This is a genomic window from Variovorax flavidus (assembly GCF_030317145.1).
GTDB classification, from domain to species: Bacteria; Pseudomonadota; Gammaproteobacteria; order Burkholderiales; family Burkholderiaceae_C; genus Variovorax; species Variovorax flavidus.
Genome location: NZ_JASZYE010000003.1, coordinates 881,055 through 899,004 on the forward strand (window position 1 = coordinate 881,055; position 17,950 = coordinate 899,004).

Annotated in this window: 18 protein-coding genes; 11 read left to right on the top strand and 7 right to left on the bottom strand. The window is 66.2% G+C overall.

Annotation, left to right across the window (positions count from 1 at the left end; genetic code table 11):
* Window positions 1–21: 21 nt before the first annotated feature.
* The gene (locus QTH90_RS19435; RefSeq protein ID WP_286666194.1) at window positions 22–1,122 is read left to right on the top strand and encodes a substrate-binding domain-containing protein; all 1,101 of its coding nucleotides are present in this window, start codon (window positions 22–24) and stop codon (window positions 1,120–1,122) included.
* A 6-nt stretch (window positions 1,123–1,128) separates the two neighbouring features.
* Here QTH90_RS19435 and QTH90_RS19440 read toward each other — a convergent pair whose 3' ends face one another.
* Window positions 1,129–2,421, bottom strand: a complete 1,293-nt coding sequence (locus QTH90_RS19440) for an SUMF1/EgtB/PvdO family nonheme iron enzyme (protein WP_286666195.1) — start codon at window positions 2,419–2,421, stop codon at window positions 1,129–1,131.
* A gap of 161 nt (window positions 2,422–2,582) precedes the next feature.
* Between QTH90_RS19440 and QTH90_RS19445 the strand changes: the two genes are divergently transcribed.
* From QTH90_RS19445 to QTH90_RS19455, 3 genes are read left to right on the top strand one after another with little or no spacing between them, the layout of a single operon-like run.
* Entirely contained in the window at window positions 2,583–3,122 is a 540-nt protein-coding gene (locus tag QTH90_RS19445) for a TRAP transporter small permease subunit (protein WP_286666196.1), read from the top strand.
* A 55-nt stretch (window positions 3,123–3,177) separates the two neighbouring features.
* The gene (locus QTH90_RS19450; RefSeq protein ID WP_286666197.1) at window positions 3,178–4,713 is read left to right on the top strand and encodes a TRAP transporter large permease; all 1,536 of its coding nucleotides are present in this window, start codon (window positions 3,178–3,180) and stop codon (window positions 4,711–4,713) included.
* Window positions 4,710–5,192, top strand: a complete 483-nt coding sequence (locus QTH90_RS19455) for a hypothetical protein (protein ID WP_286666198.1) — start codon at window positions 4,710–4,712, stop codon at window positions 5,190–5,192. The genes QTH90_RS19450 and QTH90_RS19455 overlap by 4 nt, the downstream gene beginning before the upstream one ends.
* Before the next feature lie 96 nt (window positions 5,193–5,288).
* Here the strand turns inward: QTH90_RS19455 and QTH90_RS19460 are convergent, their stop codons facing one another.
* The 4 genes from QTH90_RS19460 to xseB form a co-directional block, all read right to left on the bottom strand.
* Window positions 5,289–6,368, bottom strand: a complete 1,080-nt coding sequence (locus tag QTH90_RS19460) for a TRAP transporter substrate-binding protein (protein ID WP_286666199.1) — start codon at window positions 6,366–6,368, stop codon at window positions 5,289–5,291.
* Window positions 6,369–6,458: 90 nt separating this feature from the next.
* Entirely contained in the window at window positions 6,459–8,342 is a 1,884-nt protein-coding gene (gene dxs, locus QTH90_RS19465) for a 1-deoxy-D-xylulose-5-phosphate synthase (protein WP_286666200.1), read from the bottom strand.
* A gap of 18 nt (window positions 8,343–8,360) precedes the next feature.
* A complete protein-coding gene (locus tag QTH90_RS19470) occupies window positions 8,361–9,278 on the bottom strand; it encodes a polyprenyl synthetase family protein (protein ID WP_286666201.1) in 918 nt (305 codons plus the stop codon).
* Window positions 9,275–9,541: an exodeoxyribonuclease VII small subunit gene (gene xseB / locus QTH90_RS19475; protein WP_286567250.1), complete on the bottom strand. Its 267-nt coding sequence runs from the start codon at window positions 9,539–9,541 to the stop codon at window positions 9,275–9,277. Before xseB ends, QTH90_RS19470 begins: the two co-directional genes overlap by 4 nt.
* Before the next feature lie 257 nt (window positions 9,542–9,798).
* Here xseB and QTH90_RS19480 point away from each other — a divergent pair, with 257 nt between their 5' ends.
* From QTH90_RS19480 to QTH90_RS19510, 7 genes are all read left to right on the top strand, one after another.
* Window positions 9,799–10,935, top strand: a complete 1,137-nt coding sequence (locus QTH90_RS19480; protein WP_286666202.1) for an aromatic ring-hydroxylating oxygenase subunit alpha — start codon at window positions 9,799–9,801, stop codon at window positions 10,933–10,935.
* 133 nt (window positions 10,936–11,068) lie between these two features.
* Window positions 11,069–12,004, top strand: coding sequence for a DMT family transporter (locus QTH90_RS19485; RefSeq protein ID WP_286666203.1), 936 nt, complete (start codon window positions 11,069–11,071; stop codon window positions 12,002–12,004).
* A gap of 10 nt (window positions 12,005–12,014) precedes the next feature.
* Window positions 12,015–12,920, top strand: coding sequence for a sulfurtransferase (locus QTH90_RS19490; protein WP_286666204.1), 906 nt, complete (start codon window positions 12,015–12,017; stop codon window positions 12,918–12,920).
* Window positions 12,917–13,471 carry a DUF2796 domain-containing protein gene (locus QTH90_RS19495; protein ID WP_286666205.1) on the top strand — a complete coding sequence of 185 codons (555 nt, stop codon included), beginning with the start codon at window positions 12,917–12,919 and terminating at the stop codon, window positions 13,469–13,471. Before QTH90_RS19490 ends, QTH90_RS19495 begins: the two co-directional genes overlap by 4 nt.
* A gap of 7 nt (window positions 13,472–13,478) precedes the next feature.
* Entirely contained in the window at window positions 13,479–14,183 is a 705-nt protein-coding gene (locus QTH90_RS19500; protein ID WP_286666206.1) for an ABC transporter ATP-binding protein, read from the top strand.
* Window positions 14,180–15,442 carry an ABC transporter permease gene (locus tag QTH90_RS19505; protein WP_286666207.1) on the top strand — a complete coding sequence of 421 codons (1,263 nt, stop codon included), beginning with the start codon at window positions 14,180–14,182 and terminating at the stop codon, window positions 15,440–15,442. Before QTH90_RS19500 ends, QTH90_RS19505 begins: the two co-directional genes overlap by 4 nt.
* A 2-nt stretch (window positions 15,443–15,444) precedes the next feature.
* Window positions 15,445–16,044, top strand: coding sequence for a DUF3299 domain-containing protein (locus tag QTH90_RS19510; protein ID WP_286666208.1), 600 nt, complete (start codon window positions 15,445–15,447; stop codon window positions 16,042–16,044).
* A gap of 12 nt (window positions 16,045–16,056) precedes the next feature.
* On the opposite strand, the gene QTH90_RS19515 is transcribed toward QTH90_RS19510, so the two are convergent.
* Together QTH90_RS19515 and QTH90_RS19520 are read right to left on the bottom strand one after the other, a co-directional pair.
* Window positions 16,057–16,512: a GNAT family N-acetyltransferase gene (locus QTH90_RS19515; protein WP_286666209.1), complete on the bottom strand. Its 456-nt coding sequence runs from the start codon at window positions 16,510–16,512 to the stop codon at window positions 16,057–16,059.
* Between the two features lie 17 nt (window positions 16,513–16,529).
* A complete protein-coding gene (locus tag QTH90_RS19520) occupies window positions 16,530–17,792 on the bottom strand; it encodes a glutamate carboxypeptidase (RefSeq protein WP_286666210.1) in 1,263 nt (420 codons plus the stop codon).
* Window positions 17,793–17,950: the final 158 nt, after the last annotated feature.

Genomic DNA, 17,950 nt, shown 5'->3' on the forward strand with positions numbered 1-17,950 from the left:
TTTTCGCGTCCCCACCACCCCGTGCAACAGATCGAACTTTCCTACGTCATCGGGCCACGCCGCAGTGGCCGTACGCTGATCCGCAACCCCCTCATGGAACTGCTGCACGCGGTACGCGAGCACGGCTCGATCTCCGCCGCGGCGCGTGCGCTCGGCTTCTCCTACCGGCACGTGTGGGGCGAACTGAAGCGTTGGGAGCAGGCCCTGGGCCATGCGCTGGTGACGGGCGATCAGGGCCGCTCGGCACAGTTGTCCGAGTTCGGCGACAAGCTGCTGTGGGCGGAGCGGCAGGCCCAGGCCCGGCTGGCCCCTCAGATCGAAGCACTGCACGCAGACCTCGAACGCGCCTTCGCGCTCGCCTTCGACGACCGCACGCATGTGCTGAGCCTCCATGCAAGCCATGACGACGCGCTGGTGCTGCTGCGCACCCATGCGGCCGCGACGGCGCAACTGCAACTGGATATCCGCTTTACCGGCAGCGTGGATGCGATCAGCGCACTCAATCAGGGCCGATGCGTGATGGCCGGCTTTCACACGCTCGAGCGGCCGCCGATCGGCTCGCTCGCGCAACGCACCTACAAGCCCCTGCTCAAGCCGGGCCTGCACAAGGTCATCGGCTTCGCGCGGCGCACGCAGGGCCTCATCGTCGCACCCGGCAATCCGCTGGGCCTGAACAGCCTGTCGGACGTCGTCGCGCGTCGCGCGCGCTACGTGAACCGGGCCCTCGGCACCGGCACGCGGGTTCTGCTCGACGAACTGCTGGCCCGCGACGGCCTCGACGCAGATGCAATCGACGGCTACGCGAAGGACGAGCCGTCGCACGCAGCCGTGGCGCACGCGGTCGCGGCGGATCAGGCCGATGCGGGGCTCGGGCTCGAGTCTGCGGCGCGCAGTGCGGGTCTTGGCTTCGTGCCATTGGTGAACGAGCGCTACCACCTCGCCTGCCTCAAGTCGGCATTGGAACAACCGGCGATCGAGGCCCTGCTCAAGCTGTTGCGCGGCGCCGCATGGCAGCACCAGCTCGGCACCTTGCCAGGCTACGAAAGCGCCAGCAGCGGCGAGGTGCAATCGCTGAGCGCGTTGCTGCCGTGGTGGAATTTCAGGTCGAAGAAGACCGGCTGAGCCGCATCAGAGCGAGCAGGTCCGGAAGCCGAAGAATCCATCGTCGCGCCCAGGCAGTGCAAAGCCGCGGCGCTTCGGTGAACGCAGGCGTGCCCGCGTCGCGAAGGATGCGCCGCGCAATACGCGGGCCTTGCCAAAAGCAGGCTGCGGATCGAACTCGCTGCCCTCGCTCCACGGATCGATCGTGAAGCCCTCCCATGGCTGCAAGGTACCCGCTGTCCACTCGTGCACGTCGGCCCATCGGAAGCCGCGCCGACCCAAGGTGTGCGCAGCTATCTCCCACTCGACCTCGGTAGCGATTCGACGACCGGCCCAGCGTGCCCATGCATCGGCCTCCCACCAGCTCACGTGTACGGCGCTCTGGTTGCCCGCCGCGCGCACGGTCCGGCCGAAGTGCTGTTGCAGCACCGAGCCGCCGGTGCCATGCCGTGCCGCGCCGATCTGCTCGACGTGTCGCGGCCCGCGCCGTCCATCGATCTGGCGTTCGAGCCATTGCAGTCCCTCGGGGCGCCACAGTTCGGCACGGTCGTAGCCGCCGTCGTCGACGAACTCCACGTACTGGTCCCAGGTCACCGGCTGCGCATCGATCTCGAATTCCGGCACATCGACGTGCTGCACGCCGCGCTCCTGCGCGAATGCAAATCCCGCGTCGGCCAGGCCGAGACCCCACGGCGTCGCAGGCACCAGCAACGACTCCCGCGTGACGGTGGCCGCTGGAAGCTCGACGCCCAACGGCAAGCCGAGCGTCTGCGCCATCACGACCAGTTGCTCGCCGCGCAAGTCCTCATGAAACAGCGCAAGCCGGTAGAAATACAGGCCGGCGTCGGTTTCCGCTGCGTGCTCGAGCAACTCGAGCGTGCTCTCCAGCGTTTCGAGCAGATAGGCCTTGGTCTGAATCAGGTCGGGCATCTCGGGCGACCAGCGCTCCTGCACGTCGATCTGAAGCGGGTTCCACCACGCGTCGGCATTCGGCTCGATCGCGGCTAGGCGCGTGGGCCGCACCGGACATTCCGCGCCGAACGCGCGCTGCGTATTGCGCGCGATCCACCACTCCGCGAACCAGCCGATGTGCCCGGCCAGCCAGACAGGCGGATCGACCCCCTCGACCCGGGGCACTGCCAGTTCCGCCGAACCGAGCGCCTGCTCGTAGAGCGACAGGAGATGCAGCGTGTGATTGCGCGCGTCGATCAGCGCCAGCGAGAGCAACTCGCGGCCCGCGCGACGCATGTCCGGCGAGTCGATGGAATGCGGCAAGCCGGGCGTGCTGAACGGCGTCGAAGACGGCGGGCTCGAAGGCATGGGCCATTATGGCGACGCGCCGAGCCCGGGCGCAGTGAGGGTCCGCTTCGGGTAAACCCGGCATGGGGCCGGGGAGAGCGGCAGCAACAGAGCGTTACCATTGTCAACTTTGCGCCGAACGATCGGCGCCACTGTATTTCATCCCTCAGGGAGACAAGAAGTTGCCAGCATTTCTCAAATTCGCGCTCGCCATGGACTGGATCAGCGCCCAGTTCGGCAAGGTGGCCGCCTGGGCCGTGCTGGCCGCCTCGGTCATCTCTGCCGGCAATGCCGTCATCCGCTATGGGCTGGATCTCAGCAACAACGCGTGGCTCGAGATCCAGTGGTATCTGTTTGCCGCCACCGTCATGCTCGGGGCACCGCTGGTGCTCAAGCTCAATGAGCACGTTCGCGTCGACATCATCTACGGCAAGCTCAAGCGCAACGGGCCCGTCTATGTCGACCTGTTCGGCCTGGTGTTCTTCCTGCTGCCGGTGATGGGCCTGCTGTTCTGGCTCACCTTCCCCTTCTTCCTCAACATGCTGCGCACGGGCGAGATCTCCGGCAACATCGGCGGCCTCATCCGCTGGCCTGCCGCCTTGATGATGCCCCTGGGCTTCGGCGCGATGTTCCTGCAAGGCGTGGCTGAAATCATCAAGCGCGTCGCCTACCTGCGCGGTTTGATCGAGATGGATACGCACTACGAGAAGCCCGTGCAATGAGAGCCGCCCCCACGAGCCCCACCCGACTCTCGCATCGCTTCGCAGGATAAGAAAAATGGAAATGGAAAACTTCGCCCCGATCATGTTCGCGGGGCTGGTCGTGATCATGCTGATCGGGTTCCCGGTCGCCTTCTCACTGGCGGCACTGGGTCTGTTCAGCGGCTTCTTCGCGATCGAGATGGGCTGGTTCCCGGCCGGCTTCATGGCCAACCTGCCGCTCAACGTGTTCGGCATCCTGTCCAACGAAACGCTGCTGGCGATTCCGTTCTTCACGCTGATGGGCGCGGTGCTCGAGAAATGCGGGCTGGCCGAAGACATGCTCGATTCGATGGGCCAGCTCTTCGGTCCGATCCGCGGCGGCCTGGGCTACTCGGTGATCATCGTCGGCTTCATCCTCGGCGCCATCACCGGCACCGTGGCCGGCCAGGTGATCGCGATGGCCATGATCTCGCTGCCGGTGATGATGCGCTACGGCTACAACATGCGCTACTCGACGGGCGTGCTGGCGGCCTCGGGCACCATCACGCAGCTCGTGCCGCCTTCGCTGGTGCTGATCGTCATGGCCGACCAGCTCGGCACGGACGTGGGCCAGATGTACAAGGGCGCCTGGGGCCCGTCGATCCTGCAGGTGCTGATCTTCGCGATCTATACCTTCCTGGTCGCGCGCATCCGCCCGAGCTACGTGCCGGGCGTGCCGGCGTCGGCGCGCACGCTCACGGGCTGGGCACTGTGGGGCAAGTGCCTGCGCGGCATCATCCCCTCGGCCATCCTGATCTTCGCGGTGCTCGGCTCGATGGGCGGCCTGCCCTTCATGGACCACGCGATCGCCACGCCGACCGAAGCCGGCGCGATGGGCGCCGTGGGCTCGCTGATCCTCGCCGCGATCCACCGCCGCCTGAACTGGCAGATGCTCAAGGAAGCCATGGACGGCACCATGCGCCTCACGGCCATGGTGGTCTTCATCCTGATCGGCTCGCGGATGTTCTCGCTGGTCTTCCAGGGGGTGGACGGCGCGAAATGGATCGAGCACATGCTCTCCGGCCTGCCGGGCGGACAGATCGGCTTCCTGATCGTCGTCAACATCTTCGTCTTCTTCCTGGCCTTCTTCCTCGACTTCTTCGAGATCGCCTTCATCATCCTGCCGATGCTGGGCCCGGTCGCTGCCAAGCTCGGCATCGACATGGTCTGGTTCGGTGTGCTGCTGTGCGTGAACATGCAGACCTCGTTCATGCATCCGCCTTTCGGCTTCGCGCTGTTCTATCTGCGAGGCATTGCCGACACGCTGTTCAAGAACGGCGCGCTGCCGCGAAAGATCGAGTCGCGCGACATCTACCTCGGCGCGATCCCATGGGTGGGCCTGCAGTTGCTGCTGGTGGCGATCGTGATCTTCTTCCCGCAGACCGTGACCGTCTTCCTCGACAAGAAGGTGGTTGTCGACGTGGACAAGGTGCAGCTTGAGATGCCGGCCGAATCCCAGGGGTCCGACAACAGCGGCATGAACATGGAAGATCCGTTCGGCAACCAGAAGCAGGCCACGCCGGAAGAGCCGGCGCCGGCCAGCCCGGCGCCGAACGCCGACACCAAGCAGTGAGCGCGACCGAGGCAGAACACACCGTCACGCAGGGCGAGCACCCGGCCGCGCTCGAGAGCCCCGCCTACCCGCCCTTCGTGCGAATTCTGGCGGTCATCCTGGTGGTCGACCTGATCGGCTTCGGCATCTGGAGCCTGCCTGCACTCAGCGGCGCGTCGTGGTCCGTCGGAAGCATCGTGCTCTTCGGGTTGGCGGCGCTGTGCATCGCTTGGATGGGCTTCTGGATCGTCAACAGCCGCACGCGCCTCGATGGCGATGTGCTCACGCAAACGTGGTTGTGGAACAAGCGCGAGAACGCAGCCGATGTGGCGCATCTCAAGCTCGTGCACTGGCGCTGGCTCGAACGCATCATTGCGCCGCGCCTGCTGGTGCGCCGTCGCAATGGCGCCGTCACCTGGATCCATTCGGCGGATGCGCGCCTGCTGACGGGCTTTGCCGAGCGCGTCGCGGCGCGGAGTTTCCCCGGCGCCAAGCCCTGAGCTTCGAGCTCCGATCGGCGCCCCATGGAAAAAAAGCCCCGCTGTTGCCAGCGGGGCTTTTTGCTTTTGGAGGCTACCGGCCTGAGCCGGACCCGCTCACAGCTTCTGTTGCTGCATGAAGCGGTCGAAGGTGCCTTCGGTGAAGCGGAACCAGGCGTTCTGGTCGGCCAGGAACTTCGAGTAGTCGGAATAGACCTTCTTCCACTCGGGATTGCTGCCGTTCAGATCGGAGTAGATCTGCTGGGCCGACTTGAAGGCCGCGTTCATCACGTCCTGCGTGAAGGGACGCAGCTTCGTGCCCGAGCCGACGAGCTGCTTCAGCGCGACGGGGTTGCGCGCGTCGTACTTCGCCGTCATGCCGATGTTGGCCTGCGCGGCGGCCGCGGTGACGATCGCCTTGTACTCGGCCGACAGGCCTTCCCAGGCCTTGGTGTTGATGTAGAAGTCCAGTTGCGGACCGCCTTCCCACCAGCCGGGGTAGTAGTAGAAGGGTGCGACCTTGTTGAAGCCGAGCTTCTGGTCGTCGTACGGGCCGACCCATTCGAGCGCGTCCAGCGTGCCCTTCTCGAGGGCCGGGTACAGGTCGGCGCCGGGGATCGACTGGGGAATCACGCCGAAGGGTTCGAGCACGCGGCCCGCGAACGGGTTGGTGCGGAACTTCAGGCCCTTGAGGTCGGCGACCGACTTGATTTCCTTGCGGAACCAGCCACCCATCTGTGCGCCCGTGTTGCCGCCCGGCAGGTTGTAGATGTTGTACTTGGCGTAGAAGTCGCGCATCAGCTTCAGGCCGTTGCCTTCGTACATCCACGCATTCATCTGGCGGGTGTTCAGGCCGAAGGGCACCGCGCAGCCGAGGCAGAAGGTCGGGTCCTTACCGTAGAAGTAGTAGGGCGCGGTGTGCGCCATTTCGACCGAGGCGTTCTGCACGCCGTCGACCACGCCGAAGGCGGGCATCAGTTCGCCGCCGGCATGCACGGAGATCTGGAACTTGCCGCCGGTCATGTCGCTCACGCTCTTGGAGAACGTTTCAGCCGTTCCGAAAATGGTGTCGAGGGACTTGGGGAAGCTCGATGCCAGGCGCCAGCGGACGGCTGCCTGCGCGTGAACTGCCGGCGCGATGCCGGCAGCGAGGACGCCGGCGATGCCAGCGTTTTTGATGAGGGAACGACGATCCATTGAATTCACTCCGAGTGCTTTTAGAAAACGAGAACGCGGCTTGTGGCCGCGTTACTGACTTTTTGAGTCGACAGCGATTGTAAAAAGCGCTTACAAGCTGCCGGGGGGGGTTTTCCCTGCGGCAGGCGCTTCGAATCGCTGGCGAATGGACTGTTCGATGCCCGATGCGTCGAGCCCGATGCTGGCCAGCAGCTTGGCCGGATCGCCATGCTCGATGAAGCGATCGGGCAAGCCGAGCTGGAGCACAGGCTTCTGGATGCCGGCGGCCTGCAGGGCTTCCAGCACCGCACTGCCTGCGCCACCCATGATGGCACCCTCTTCCACGGTGACGATCGCATCGTGCGTGCCGGCGACCTTCAGCAGCAGTTCGACGTCGAGCGGCTTGGCCCAACGCATGTTGACCACCGTGGCATCCAGTGCCTCGGCGGCCTTCAGCGCCGGATAGAGCAAGGTGCCGAACGCGAGGATCGCAATGCGCCGGCCTTCACGGCGAATCTCGCCCTTGCCGAAGGGCAGCGCCTCGAGCGTGAGATGCGGCGTGACGCCGGCACCGGCGCCGCGCGGATAACGCACCGCGACCGGATGGTTCTGCTCGTAGGCCGTCGTCAGCAACTGACGGCATTCGGCTTCGTCAGCCGGACACGCCACGCTCATGTTCGGAACGCAGCGCAGGAAGGGAATGTCGTACGCGCCGGCATGCGTCGCGCCATCGGCGCCCACGAGGCCGGCACGATCGAGCGCGAAGACCACCGGCAGGTTCTGGATCGCGACATCGTGAATGAGCTGGTCGTACGCCCGCTGCAGGAAGGTCGAGTAGATCGCCACCACGGGCTTGAGACCTTCGCATGCGAGTCCGGCCGCGAAGGTCACGGAATGCTGCTCGGCGATGCCTACGTCGTAGTAGCGATTGGGAAAGCGCTGCTCGAACTCGACGAGCCCCGAGCCTTCACGCATGGCGGGCGTGATGCCGACCAGGCGACCGTCCTGGGCCGCCATGTCGCACAGCCAGGTGCCGAAGACTTGCGTGAAGGTCTGCTTGGGCGCAGTCGCCGGCTTGACGAGGCCGACGGCCGGATCGAACTTGGCGGGGCCGTGATAGGCCACCGGATCGGCCTCGGCCAGCTTGTAGCCCTGGCCCTTCTTGGTGACCACATGCAGGAACTGCGGACCCTGCAGATGCTTGAGGTTCTCGAGCGTGGGCACCAGCGAATCGAGGTCGTGCCCGTCGATCGGCCCGACGTAGTTGAAGCCGAACTGCTCGAACAGCGTGGCCGGCACGACCATGCCCTTGGCATGCTGCTCGAAGCGCTTGGCCAGCTCGAACAGCGGTGGCGCCGCACGCAGCACGCTCTTGCCGACGTTCTTGGCGGCGGCGTAGAAATTGCCGCTCATCAATTGCGCGAGGTAGCGGTTGAGCGCGCCGACCGGCGGGCTGATCGACATGTCGTTGTCGTTCAGGATCACGAGCAGCTTGCAGTCGTCGCACACGCCCGCGTTGTTCAGTGCCTCGAAGGCCATGCCGGCGGTCAGGGCGCCGTCGCCGATGATCGCGACGGAATGGCGGTCTTCGCCCTTCTGCCGTGCAGCCAACGCCATCCCGAGCGCTGCCGAGATGCTGGTCGAGGAATGGGCGGTGCCGAAGGTGTCGTACTCGCTCTCCGTGCGTTGCGGAAATCCGGAGATGCCGCCGATCTGCCGCAGCGTCGGCATGCGCTCGCGCCGGCCGGTCAGGATCTTGTGCGGATAGGTCTGATGGCCCACGTCCCACACCAGGCGGTCGTGCGGCGTGTTGAACACGTGGTGCAGCGCGACCGTGAGTTCCACCGTGCCGAGGTTCGAGCTCAGGTGCCCGCCGGTGCGCGACACGTTGTCGAGCACGCAGGTCCGTACTTCGTCGGCCAGCTGCTTGAGCTGGGCGCGGTCGAACTGCCGCAGGACGGAAGGATCGTGGATGGTGGGTAGCAACGGGGCCATGGAGTGTGTTGTTGTTATCTATCGATCGCGGTCCACGACCATGTGGGCCAGCGCCCGGAGGGCGCCGGTGTCGGCCAGTGTGCTGCGTTCCAGCGCGGCGAGCGCCTGGGCCAGCAGTTCGCGGGCCTCGGCGCGGGCGCCGTCGAGGCCGAGCAGGGATACATAGGTGGGCTTGTCGCTCGCGGCATCCTTGCCGGCCGTCTTGCCGAGCGTCTCCGAATCGGCGATGACGTCGAGGATGTCGTCCACCACCTGGAAGGCGAGGCCCATGGCTGCGCCGTATTCGCGCAGCGCGTCGAGGGCGCGGGGTGCGAGCGCATCGCCACAGGCCGCGCCCATTTCCACACTGCCCTGCAGCAGGGCCCCGGTCTTCAGTCGATGCATTTCGCGCAGTTGCGCTTCATCGAGCGCGATGCCGACGCTCGCAAGATCGATCGCCTGGCCACCCGCCATGCCCTGACTGCCGGCAGCGCGCGCCAGCAGCCTGCACAGGCTGGCCTGCACGGCCGGTGCGATGGCGTCGCCATCGGGCGTGAGCAATTCGAAAGCCAGCGCCTGCAAGGCATCGCCGGCCAGCAGCGCGCCGGCTTCGCCGAACTTCACGTGCACGGTCGGCTTGCCGCGGCGCAGAACGTCGTTGTCCATGCACGGCAAGTCGTCGTGGACCAGCGAATAGGCGTGGATCAGTTCGACCGAGCAGGCCGCGCGCAACGCGGCTTCGGCGTGACCGCCGACGGCCTCGCTCGCGGCGAAGACCAGCATCGGCCGCAGCCGCTTGCCGCCGTCGAGCACGGCATAGCGCATCGCGTCGCCGAGCTGCACCGGCGCATCGACGCCGACCCATTCGGACAATGCGGCTTCGACACGGGACAGCTTCGGCTCACTCCACGCGGCAAGGCGGGCGGCGTCCCAGCGCAAGGTGTCGGCGACCGTCATTCGGCCGCCCAGACCTTGAGGCTGCCCGCATCGAGCACCTTGATCTGGTCTTCGACCGCCTGCAGCTTGTCGCGGCAGAACGCAAGCAGCGCCGCGCCCCGCTGGTAGCTGCCGAGCAGCTGGTCGAGCGGCAATTGGCCCGACTCGAGTTCGGTGACGAGTTGTTCGAGTTCCTGGAGCCCGGCTTCGTAGCTCGCGGGCAGCGCGCCGGTGTCTGGCGCGTCAGGCGAGGCCGACGGGGAGGAGGAAGGCACCTTGGGCATTCGGGCGGATCGTGGATGAAACACAAGATTTTAAGTTCACCCCCAAAAGCTCTTGCTTACCCCCAGGCTTGCCCACTTCGCGTGGCCGCCCGCAGCCGCCCCCTTGAAACCTGAATGACCGCCTCGGAGAAATTTCTCCGGGGTACAATCCGCGGTCCTTTCCGGCACGAGCCGGCGCAACTTCGGGCCGTCCCGCACCTTTGACGGCAGCCTTCCGTTCTATCTTTCTCCCTGTGGGGAGCTTGGTCAGGTCACCCATGTCTGATTTAAGTCTTCAACTGCAGCAGGCTTCGAGCCAACTCCCGGTTTCCGCGTACTTCGACGAGGCACTCTATGCCCGCGAGCTGCAAACGCTCTTTGCCGCGGGGCCGCGCTATGTCGGCCACCGGCTCACGGTGCCCGAGCCGGGCAACTTCCACACCCTCCCGCAGGAGCAGCAGGGTCGGGCACTGGTCCACACGCCGAAAGGCGTGGAACTGATCTCCAACGTCTGCCGCCATCGCCAGGCCCTGATTCTCAAGGACCGCGGCGAGCTCGACACGCAGACGGGCGGCAACATCGTCTGCCCGCTGCATCGCTGGACCTACGCAGCTGCGGATGCGCGGACCACCGGCACGCTGATCGGTGCGCCGCATTTCGAGCAGGACCCCTGCCTCAACCTGCACAACTACCCGTTGACCGAGTGGAACGGCCTGCTGTTCGAGAAGAACGCCGCCGGCAAGGGCCGTGACGTCGCAGCCGACCTCGCGAACCTCGGTCCGCGTGCGGACCTGGACTTCGAGGGCTACGTGTTCGACCGCGTCGAGCTGCACGAGTGCAACTACAACTGGAAGACCTTCGTCGAGGTGTACCTCGAGGACTACCACGTCGGCCCCTTCCACCCAGGCCTCGGAAGTTTCGTGACCTGTGACGACCTGCGCTGGGAATTCAACCGCCATTTCTCGGTTCAGACGGTGGGCGTCGCCAACCGCCTCGGCCGTGCCGGCAGTCCGGTCTACCAGCGGTGGCAGGAACAGTTGCTGAACTACCGCGAAGGCAAGCCGCCGAAGTACGGCGCGATCTGGCTGCTCTATTACCCCCACGTGATGATCGAGTGGTATCCACACGTGCTGACCGTCTCCACGCTGCATCCCATCGGGCCGCAGAAGACGCTCAACATGGTCGAGTTCTTCTACCCCGAGGAAATCGTCGCCTTCGAACGCGAATTTGTCGAAGCGCAGCAGGCTGCCTACATGGAAACCTGCGTCGAAGACGACGAGATCGCCGAGCGCATGGACGCCGGCCGCCGCGCCCTGATGCTGCGCGGCGACGACGAAAGCGGCCCGTACCAGAGTCCGATGGAAGATGGCATGCAGCAATTCCACGAGTGGTACCGCCGCGAGATGTCGTCCTGATGCAATCGATGCTCCTCACACCCGCTGTGTCAGGAACACAGCGGAAGCGGCTCTGCCGGGCCGCCGGTGTTTCCCCCTGCAAGGGGGGTCGCGAAGCGACACGAAGTGCGCGAAGCCTGGGGGTGAGCTCCTGATGCAAGCGCTCTGGATGGTTCTGGGGGCGCTCATCTTTGCCACGATGGGCGTGTGCGTGAAGATTGCCTCGGCCTGGTTCTCCAGCGCCGAGCTGGTGCTCTACCGCGGCCTGATCGGCATCGTGTTCCTCTGGGTGCTGGCGCGCAGCCGCGGCGTCACGCTCGCCACCCGATACCCCGGCATGCACGCCTGGCGCAGCCTGATCGGCGTGGTGTCGCTCGGCGCCTGGTTCTTTGCGATCGCGCACATGCCGCTCGCCACGGCGATGACGCTCAACTACATGAGCAGCGTCTGGATCGCAGCCTTCCTCGTCGGCGGCGCCCTGCTCGCGTGGGTGCCGGTTCCCGGACGCGACGGCAGCGCGCCGCGCCCGCCGCTGCAGGGCCCGCTGGTCCTGACGGTGCTTGCGGGCTTCGGCGGCGTGGTGCTGATGCTCAAGCCCACGGTCGGCGACAACCAGGGTTTCGCGGGCCTGATGGGACTGCTGTCGGGCCTCACCGCCGCCTTCGCCTACATGCAGGTGGTGGCGCTTTCGCGGCTCGGCGAACCCGAGGCGCGCACGGTGTTCTATTTCGCGGTTGGCTCGGCCGTGGCCGGCGGCCTCGGGACGTTCCTGCTCGGAGAAGCCACCCCCTGGTCGAGTTGGACCTGGTCGCATGCGCTCTGGCTGCTGCCCGTCGGCGTGCTGGCCGCTCTCGGCCAGCTTTGCATGACGCGCGCCTATGCCAGCGCCAAGACCGAAAGCGGTACGCTGCTGGTTGCCAATCTCCAGTATTCGGGCATCGTCTTTGCCGCGATGTACAGCGTGCTGCTGTTCGGGGACCACATCGATGCCGCGGGCTGGGCCGGCATGGCGCTGATCGTCGCGAGCGGCATCGCGGCCACGGTGCTGCGCCAGCGCTCGCTGCCGAAGGCGCCGGCCGAGGAACATTGAAGGAACTCGCATGTACACGACCCTGATTTCCGCCGAAGAACTCATCGCCTTGCAGGCCAGCGACTCTCCGCTCATGGTCTTCGACTGCACCTTCGACCTGATGAAGCCCGAAGCCGGCGCGCAGCAGTACCGGTCGGCGCACATCCCCGGCGCGGCGTACGCCAATCTGGACACCGATCTCAGCGCGAAGCACGGCGTGGCTGGCGCCCACGGCGTCGTCGTGGCGCAGGACGAGGGCCCTCCCGCATCGGGCGGGCGCCATCCGCTGCCGAGCCGCGAGAAGTTCGCGGGCTGGCTGTCGAGCGTCGGATTCGCCAACAACATGCAGGCGGTGGTGTACGACCGCAACGGGGCCAACTACTGCGGCCGGCTCTGGTGGATGCTCAAGTGGATGGGGCATGAAGCCGTGGCCGTGCTCGATGGCGGGCTGCAGGCCTGGCAGGCGGCGGGAGGCGTAGTCACGGGCCGCGAGGAGCCCTCGCACTTCCAGTCGAACTTCGTCGCCGACAAGCCGCTCCTCACGCTCACGAACACGAAGACCGTGGCCGCGCACCTCGAGCAAACTGACCAGACGCTGATCGACGCGCGCGCGGCAGCAAGATATCGCGGCGAAGTGGAACCTCTGGACCCGATCGCCGGTCACATCCCGGGGGCCCTGAACCGGCCCTTTACCGAGAACCTCGGTCCGGACGGGAAGTTCAAGCCGGCCGCGCAGTTGCGCGCCGAATTCGAAGCACTGTTGGCGGGCCGGGATCCCACCACGGTCGTCCACCAGTGCGGCAGCGGCGTGAGCGCGTTGCCCAACCTGCTCGCCATGCAGATCGCAGGGCTCGGGCCGACCGCGCTCTATGCCGGCAGCTGGAGCGAGTGGAGCAACACGCCGGGGCTGCCGACCCGGCAAGGCGCACAACCATGATCCTGATGAGCAGGCCGCTTTCGACGCTCGCACTGACCGCTCTCTTCGTACTCCCAGCATTCCCCCTCGCCGCCTCGGCTCAGGCCCAGCACGCCCACGTGCATGGACAAATCAAGCTCGACGTCGTCGTCGAAGGCCCCACCGTCGTGATCGAGATGGGGTCGCCGCTCGACAATTTCGTCGGCTTCGAACGCGCACCGCGCACCGACGCCGAGAAGAAGGCCGTCGACGATGCCGTCGCGCAGCTTCGCGCGGCGGACCATCTCTTCAAGATCGATCCGACGGCCAATTGCAAGCTCGGCCCCGTGACGCTGCGTTCCGCAGCCCTGGGCATGGGCAAGCCCGACGCCGGCGCCGCCGAGGGCCATGCCGACCTCGACGCCACCTTCGCGTTCAACTGCACCAACGCGGCGGCTGCGAAATTCATCGACATCGATCTCTTCAATGCCTTCAAGGGGCCGCGCCAGATCGACGCCCAGATCGCCTCGCCCCAAGGCCAGTTCAAGCGCACGCTGAAACGGCCGGCCACGCGACTGACCTGGACCAAGTGATTCGCTCGTGACCCTCGTCCTTTCAGCCGAATCGCTGCGCTTCACCTGGCCCGGCGCCCGGACGCCCTGCATCGACATCGAGCGGCTCGACATCTCGGCCGGCGAAGCCGTGTTCCTGCATGGCCCCAGCGGCTGCGGCAAGAGCACGCTGCTGTCGCTGCTGGCCGGCGTGCTGGTGGCCGACGCGGGGCGCATCACCCTGCTCGGGCATGACTGGGCGGCACTGTCGGGCGCCGCTCGCGACCGGTCGCGCGTCGCGCACGTCGGCTACATCTTCCAGCAGTTCAACCTGCTGCCGTACCTGAGCGTGCTCGACAACGTGCTGCTGCCCTGTCGCTTCTCGGCGCGGCGCATGGCGCGGGCGTCGCGCGACGGCACAGCACGCGCGCAGGCAGAAGAGCTGCTCGCGCAGATGGGCCTGGATGCCAGCCTGTGGCAGCGCCAGGCGATGCAGCTCTCGGTCGGCCAGCAACAGCGCGTGGCCGCCGCACGCGCGCTCGTCGGCCATCCCGAAGTCGTGATTGCCGACGAGCCGACCTCGGCGCTCGACGAAGACCGCCGTGAGGCCTTCCTCGATGTGCTGCTGTCTGCGTGCAGGACGAACCACAGCGCGCTCGTCTTCGTGAGCCACGACCAGCGCATTGCCGAGCGCTTCTCGCGCCATGTGCTGCTGCCCGAGATCAACCGGGCGGCTTCGGTGGAACCGGCATGAAGGCTTTGTTCGGCATCGCATGGCGCAGTGCCTGGAACCGGCGCTTCACTCTTGCACTGACCGTGCTGTCGATCGCGCTGTCGACCTTTCTGCTCCTCGGCGTCGAACGCATCCGTACCGAATTGCGCGAGAACTTCTCGTCCTCGGTGTCGGGCACCGACCTGATCGTCGGCGCGCGCACCGGGTCGACCCAGTTGCTGCTCTATTCGGTGTTCCGCATCGGCGCCGCCACCAACAACGTGCAGTGGAAGAGCGTGCAGGCGCTTGCCGCGCACCCCGGCGTGGCCTGGGTCGTGCCGCTGTCGCTGGGCGACTCGCACCGCGGCTTCTCCGTGCTGGCCACCACGCCCGAGTACTTCGAGCACTTCCATTACGGCAATCGCCAGGCACTCCAGATGCGCGAGGGCAAGCCCTTCGGCGAACTCTTCGATGCCGTGGTCGGCGCAGAAGTGGCCGACAAGCTCGGCTACCACGTGGGCCAGAAGATCACGCTCGCCCACGGCAGCGGCGAGCTGAACGTGTCCGAGCATGCCGACAAGCCCTTCACTGTGGTGGGCGTGCTGGCGCGCACCGGCACGCCGGTCGATCGCACCGTGCACATCGGGCTTTCGGCCATGGAAGCCATTCACCTCGAATGGATGGGCGGCGCTCCGATGCCGGGCGTGAAGATTCCGGCCGAGCAGGTGCGCAAGTTCGACCTCACGCCCAAGAACGTGACCGCCGCGCTGGTCGGCCTGAAGAATCGCGCCGCCGTGTTCGCAGTGCAGCGCTGGGTCTCCACCTACGCGGACGAGCCGCTGATGGCCATCCTCCCCGGCGTGGCGCTCGACGAGCTGTGGGGCGTGATCGGCGTCGGCGAGAACGCGCTGCTGCTGATGTCGGCGCTCGTCGCGCTCGTCAGCCTCGCGGGGCTGGTGTCGGTGGTGATGGCCAGCCTCAACGAGCGGCGCCGCGAGCTGGCCGTGTTGCGCGCTGTCGGAGCCAGCCTGCGCCATGTGCTCGCACTGCTGGCGCTCGAAGGCGCGCTGGTCACGCTGCTGGGCGTGGCGATCGGCATCGTCTTTGCCGTGCTCGGTATCGCCCTGCTCTCGCCCTGGCTTCAGTCGCAGTTCGGACTGGCGCTGCACCTGTCCGAACCTACACTGAACGAATGGACGCTGCTCGCGGCCCTCGTCGTGGCCGGCTGGGTCGCCAGCCTGCTGCCGGGCATCCGCGCCTACCGGCTTTCACTCGCCGATGGCCTCTCTCCAAGGATCTGAACATGACATTGCGCCTTCCCGTTTCCTTCCTTCTCGCGGTCGTCATCGCCGGCAGCGCATGGGCCGCCGAGCCCTCGCCCCAGGCCACCTCCCCGACCAACCCGCTCGGCGGCAAGCCCGCCGACGCCAAGGCCGCGCCGGGCCAGCCGCGGGTCATCTCGTGGGAAGAACTGGTGCCCAAGGACTGGGATCCGATGAAGGAACTCAAGGGCGTGGACCTCAGCAAGCTCGACGACAGCGACCCACGCGCCAACGAGATGCTGATGAAACTGCAGGACATGTCGAACAACGCGCCGACCAACGCCGCGATGAACGGGGTCGAGGTGAAGATCCCCGGCTTCATCGTGCCGCTGGAAGAGAACAAGGGCGAGGTCACCGAGTTCCTGCTGGTGCCCTACTTCGGCGCCTGCATTCACACTCCGCCGCCCCCGGCCAACCAGATCCTGCACGTGCGCCCGAAGCAAGGCGCGAAGTTCCGCGCCATGGACACGGTATGGGTCACCGGCAAGCTGCAGACCCTGCGCAACGATTCGATGATGGGCGTGAGCGGCTATCACGTCACGGCCGACAGCGTCACGAAGTACACCGGCGGCGCGAAGTAGCAGGGGCCTGCGCTAGAGCGACTTCGTCATGAAGACGCTGTGCGGGTCATCGAGGTAGCTGCCGAAGGGAGCGCAGTACGTGAAGCCGAGCGACTCGTACAGCTTCTGCGCCGGTTCGAACGCCTTCATCCGGCCTGTCTCCAGACTCAACCGATCGTAGGTTCGCGCCCGCGCCTCCTCGATGATGCGCTGGAGCACGGCGCGTGCGACTCCTCGTCCGCGATGCGCTTCCGAGGTTCGCATCGACTTGACTTCGCCGTGTTTGGGCGAAAGCTCTCGAAGCGCACCGCAGCCCAGCAGCTCGGTGCCTTCCCACACGGTCCAGAACGTGACATCCGGCTGTCGCAGCTTGTCGATGTCCAGCGCGTGAATGCTGCCCGGCGGTGAAAGCTCGTGCATGCTGCGCAGGTGCGCCTGCAGCAACGCACGAATCTCCGGCCCCGAGAGATCGTCGAGCCTGATCTGCATCTCCGCCGCCGGGAGGCTCACTGCTTGCCGATCTCGGTCAACAGCCGCGTGACGAGGTACAGCCGCGGAACGATCGAATCGACTTCGATGTACTCGTCCTTCGCGTGGTAGCCGAAGCCCGCGAGGCCGAAGCTTTCGAGCACGGTCGCCTTGCCCGAACGGCCCGCGAAGCCGGCATCGGTACCCCCGCCCGTCATCGGGGCCAGTCCGAGGTCGCGGTCGATTTCCTTGTAGATGGCTTGCGCCTTGGCAGCGAGTGCTGCCCCCTTTTCGCCAGCGACGAATGCAGGGCGACCCACTTCGACCTTCAGCGTGGTTTCGGTGTCGGGAATCAGCTTGCCGCTGGCGAGCTTGCTTTGCAGCGCGGCTTCGAGTTTTTTCTCGGCGCCGGGCTGCGTGATTCGGATGTCGCCCAGTGCCTGCGCCTTGGCAGTGATCTGGTTGAGCGGCCCATTGGCGCTCGCCACCGTCCAGTTCAGCGTGGCGCCGGGCGTTTCCTTGGGAATGTCCTTGGTCTGCAGCATCTGGTAGGCCAATTCGTAAAGCGCATTGCGGCCCAGTTCGGGTGCGGCGCCGGCATGCGAAGCGCGGCCCTTGACCTCCAGCGTGGCCGTCGCAATGCCGGCGGCACCGAGCAGCAGAGACTCGCCCTTGGCCACCGACTTCGCCGCGGTCGGCTCGAAAGACAGGACGGTGTCGTGCTGGTCGGCCAGGGTGGAAATCAGGTCGCCCGAACCGACGGAGCCGACTTCCTCGTCCGGGTTGAACAGCACGGTGAGCGTGTCGTAGTCGCGCCAGCCTGCGTCGGCGAGGATCTTCAATGAAGCGAGCATGACCGCGATGCCGCCCTTGTCGTCGGCGATGCCTGGGCCATAGATGCGATTGCCGTCGACCTTGTACGGCTGCGTGCCAAGAATGCCCTGCGCGTACACGGTGTCCATGTGCGCCTGCAGCATGATCTTGCGTTTGCCTGTGCCCTTGAGCGTGCCCACGACGATGTCGGCGCCCGCGCCGGCTGTGGCCTTGCGACGCTCGGTCTTGAAGCCGATGCCCTTGAGCTGCGCTTCGATCACGCTCGCGATTTTCATCAGGCCGTCGACGTTGAGGCTGCCTGATTCGATCAGCACCATTTCCTTGAGGTTGTCGATCACCGCGGGCTGTGCCTTTTCCGCTGCTGCGAGCAGCCTGGCATCGGGCGCCGCCTGCGCCGTCACGGCCGCAAACACGAGACCACAGGCCAGTGCCATGGAAGAGAGGGCACCGGGAAAGCGCTTGTTCATCATTTCAGGAATGTCGGAGTTGAAAGGCGAAGGGAAGCATATTTCACGCCCGTGCGGCCGCAAGCAAATGCGGGACAAGGGCATGCAAGCCCCGGGTTTCAACTAGGAGTGCCGACCGCCCATGACGTGCCAACATGGCGCGGCGAGGCATGTGCAAT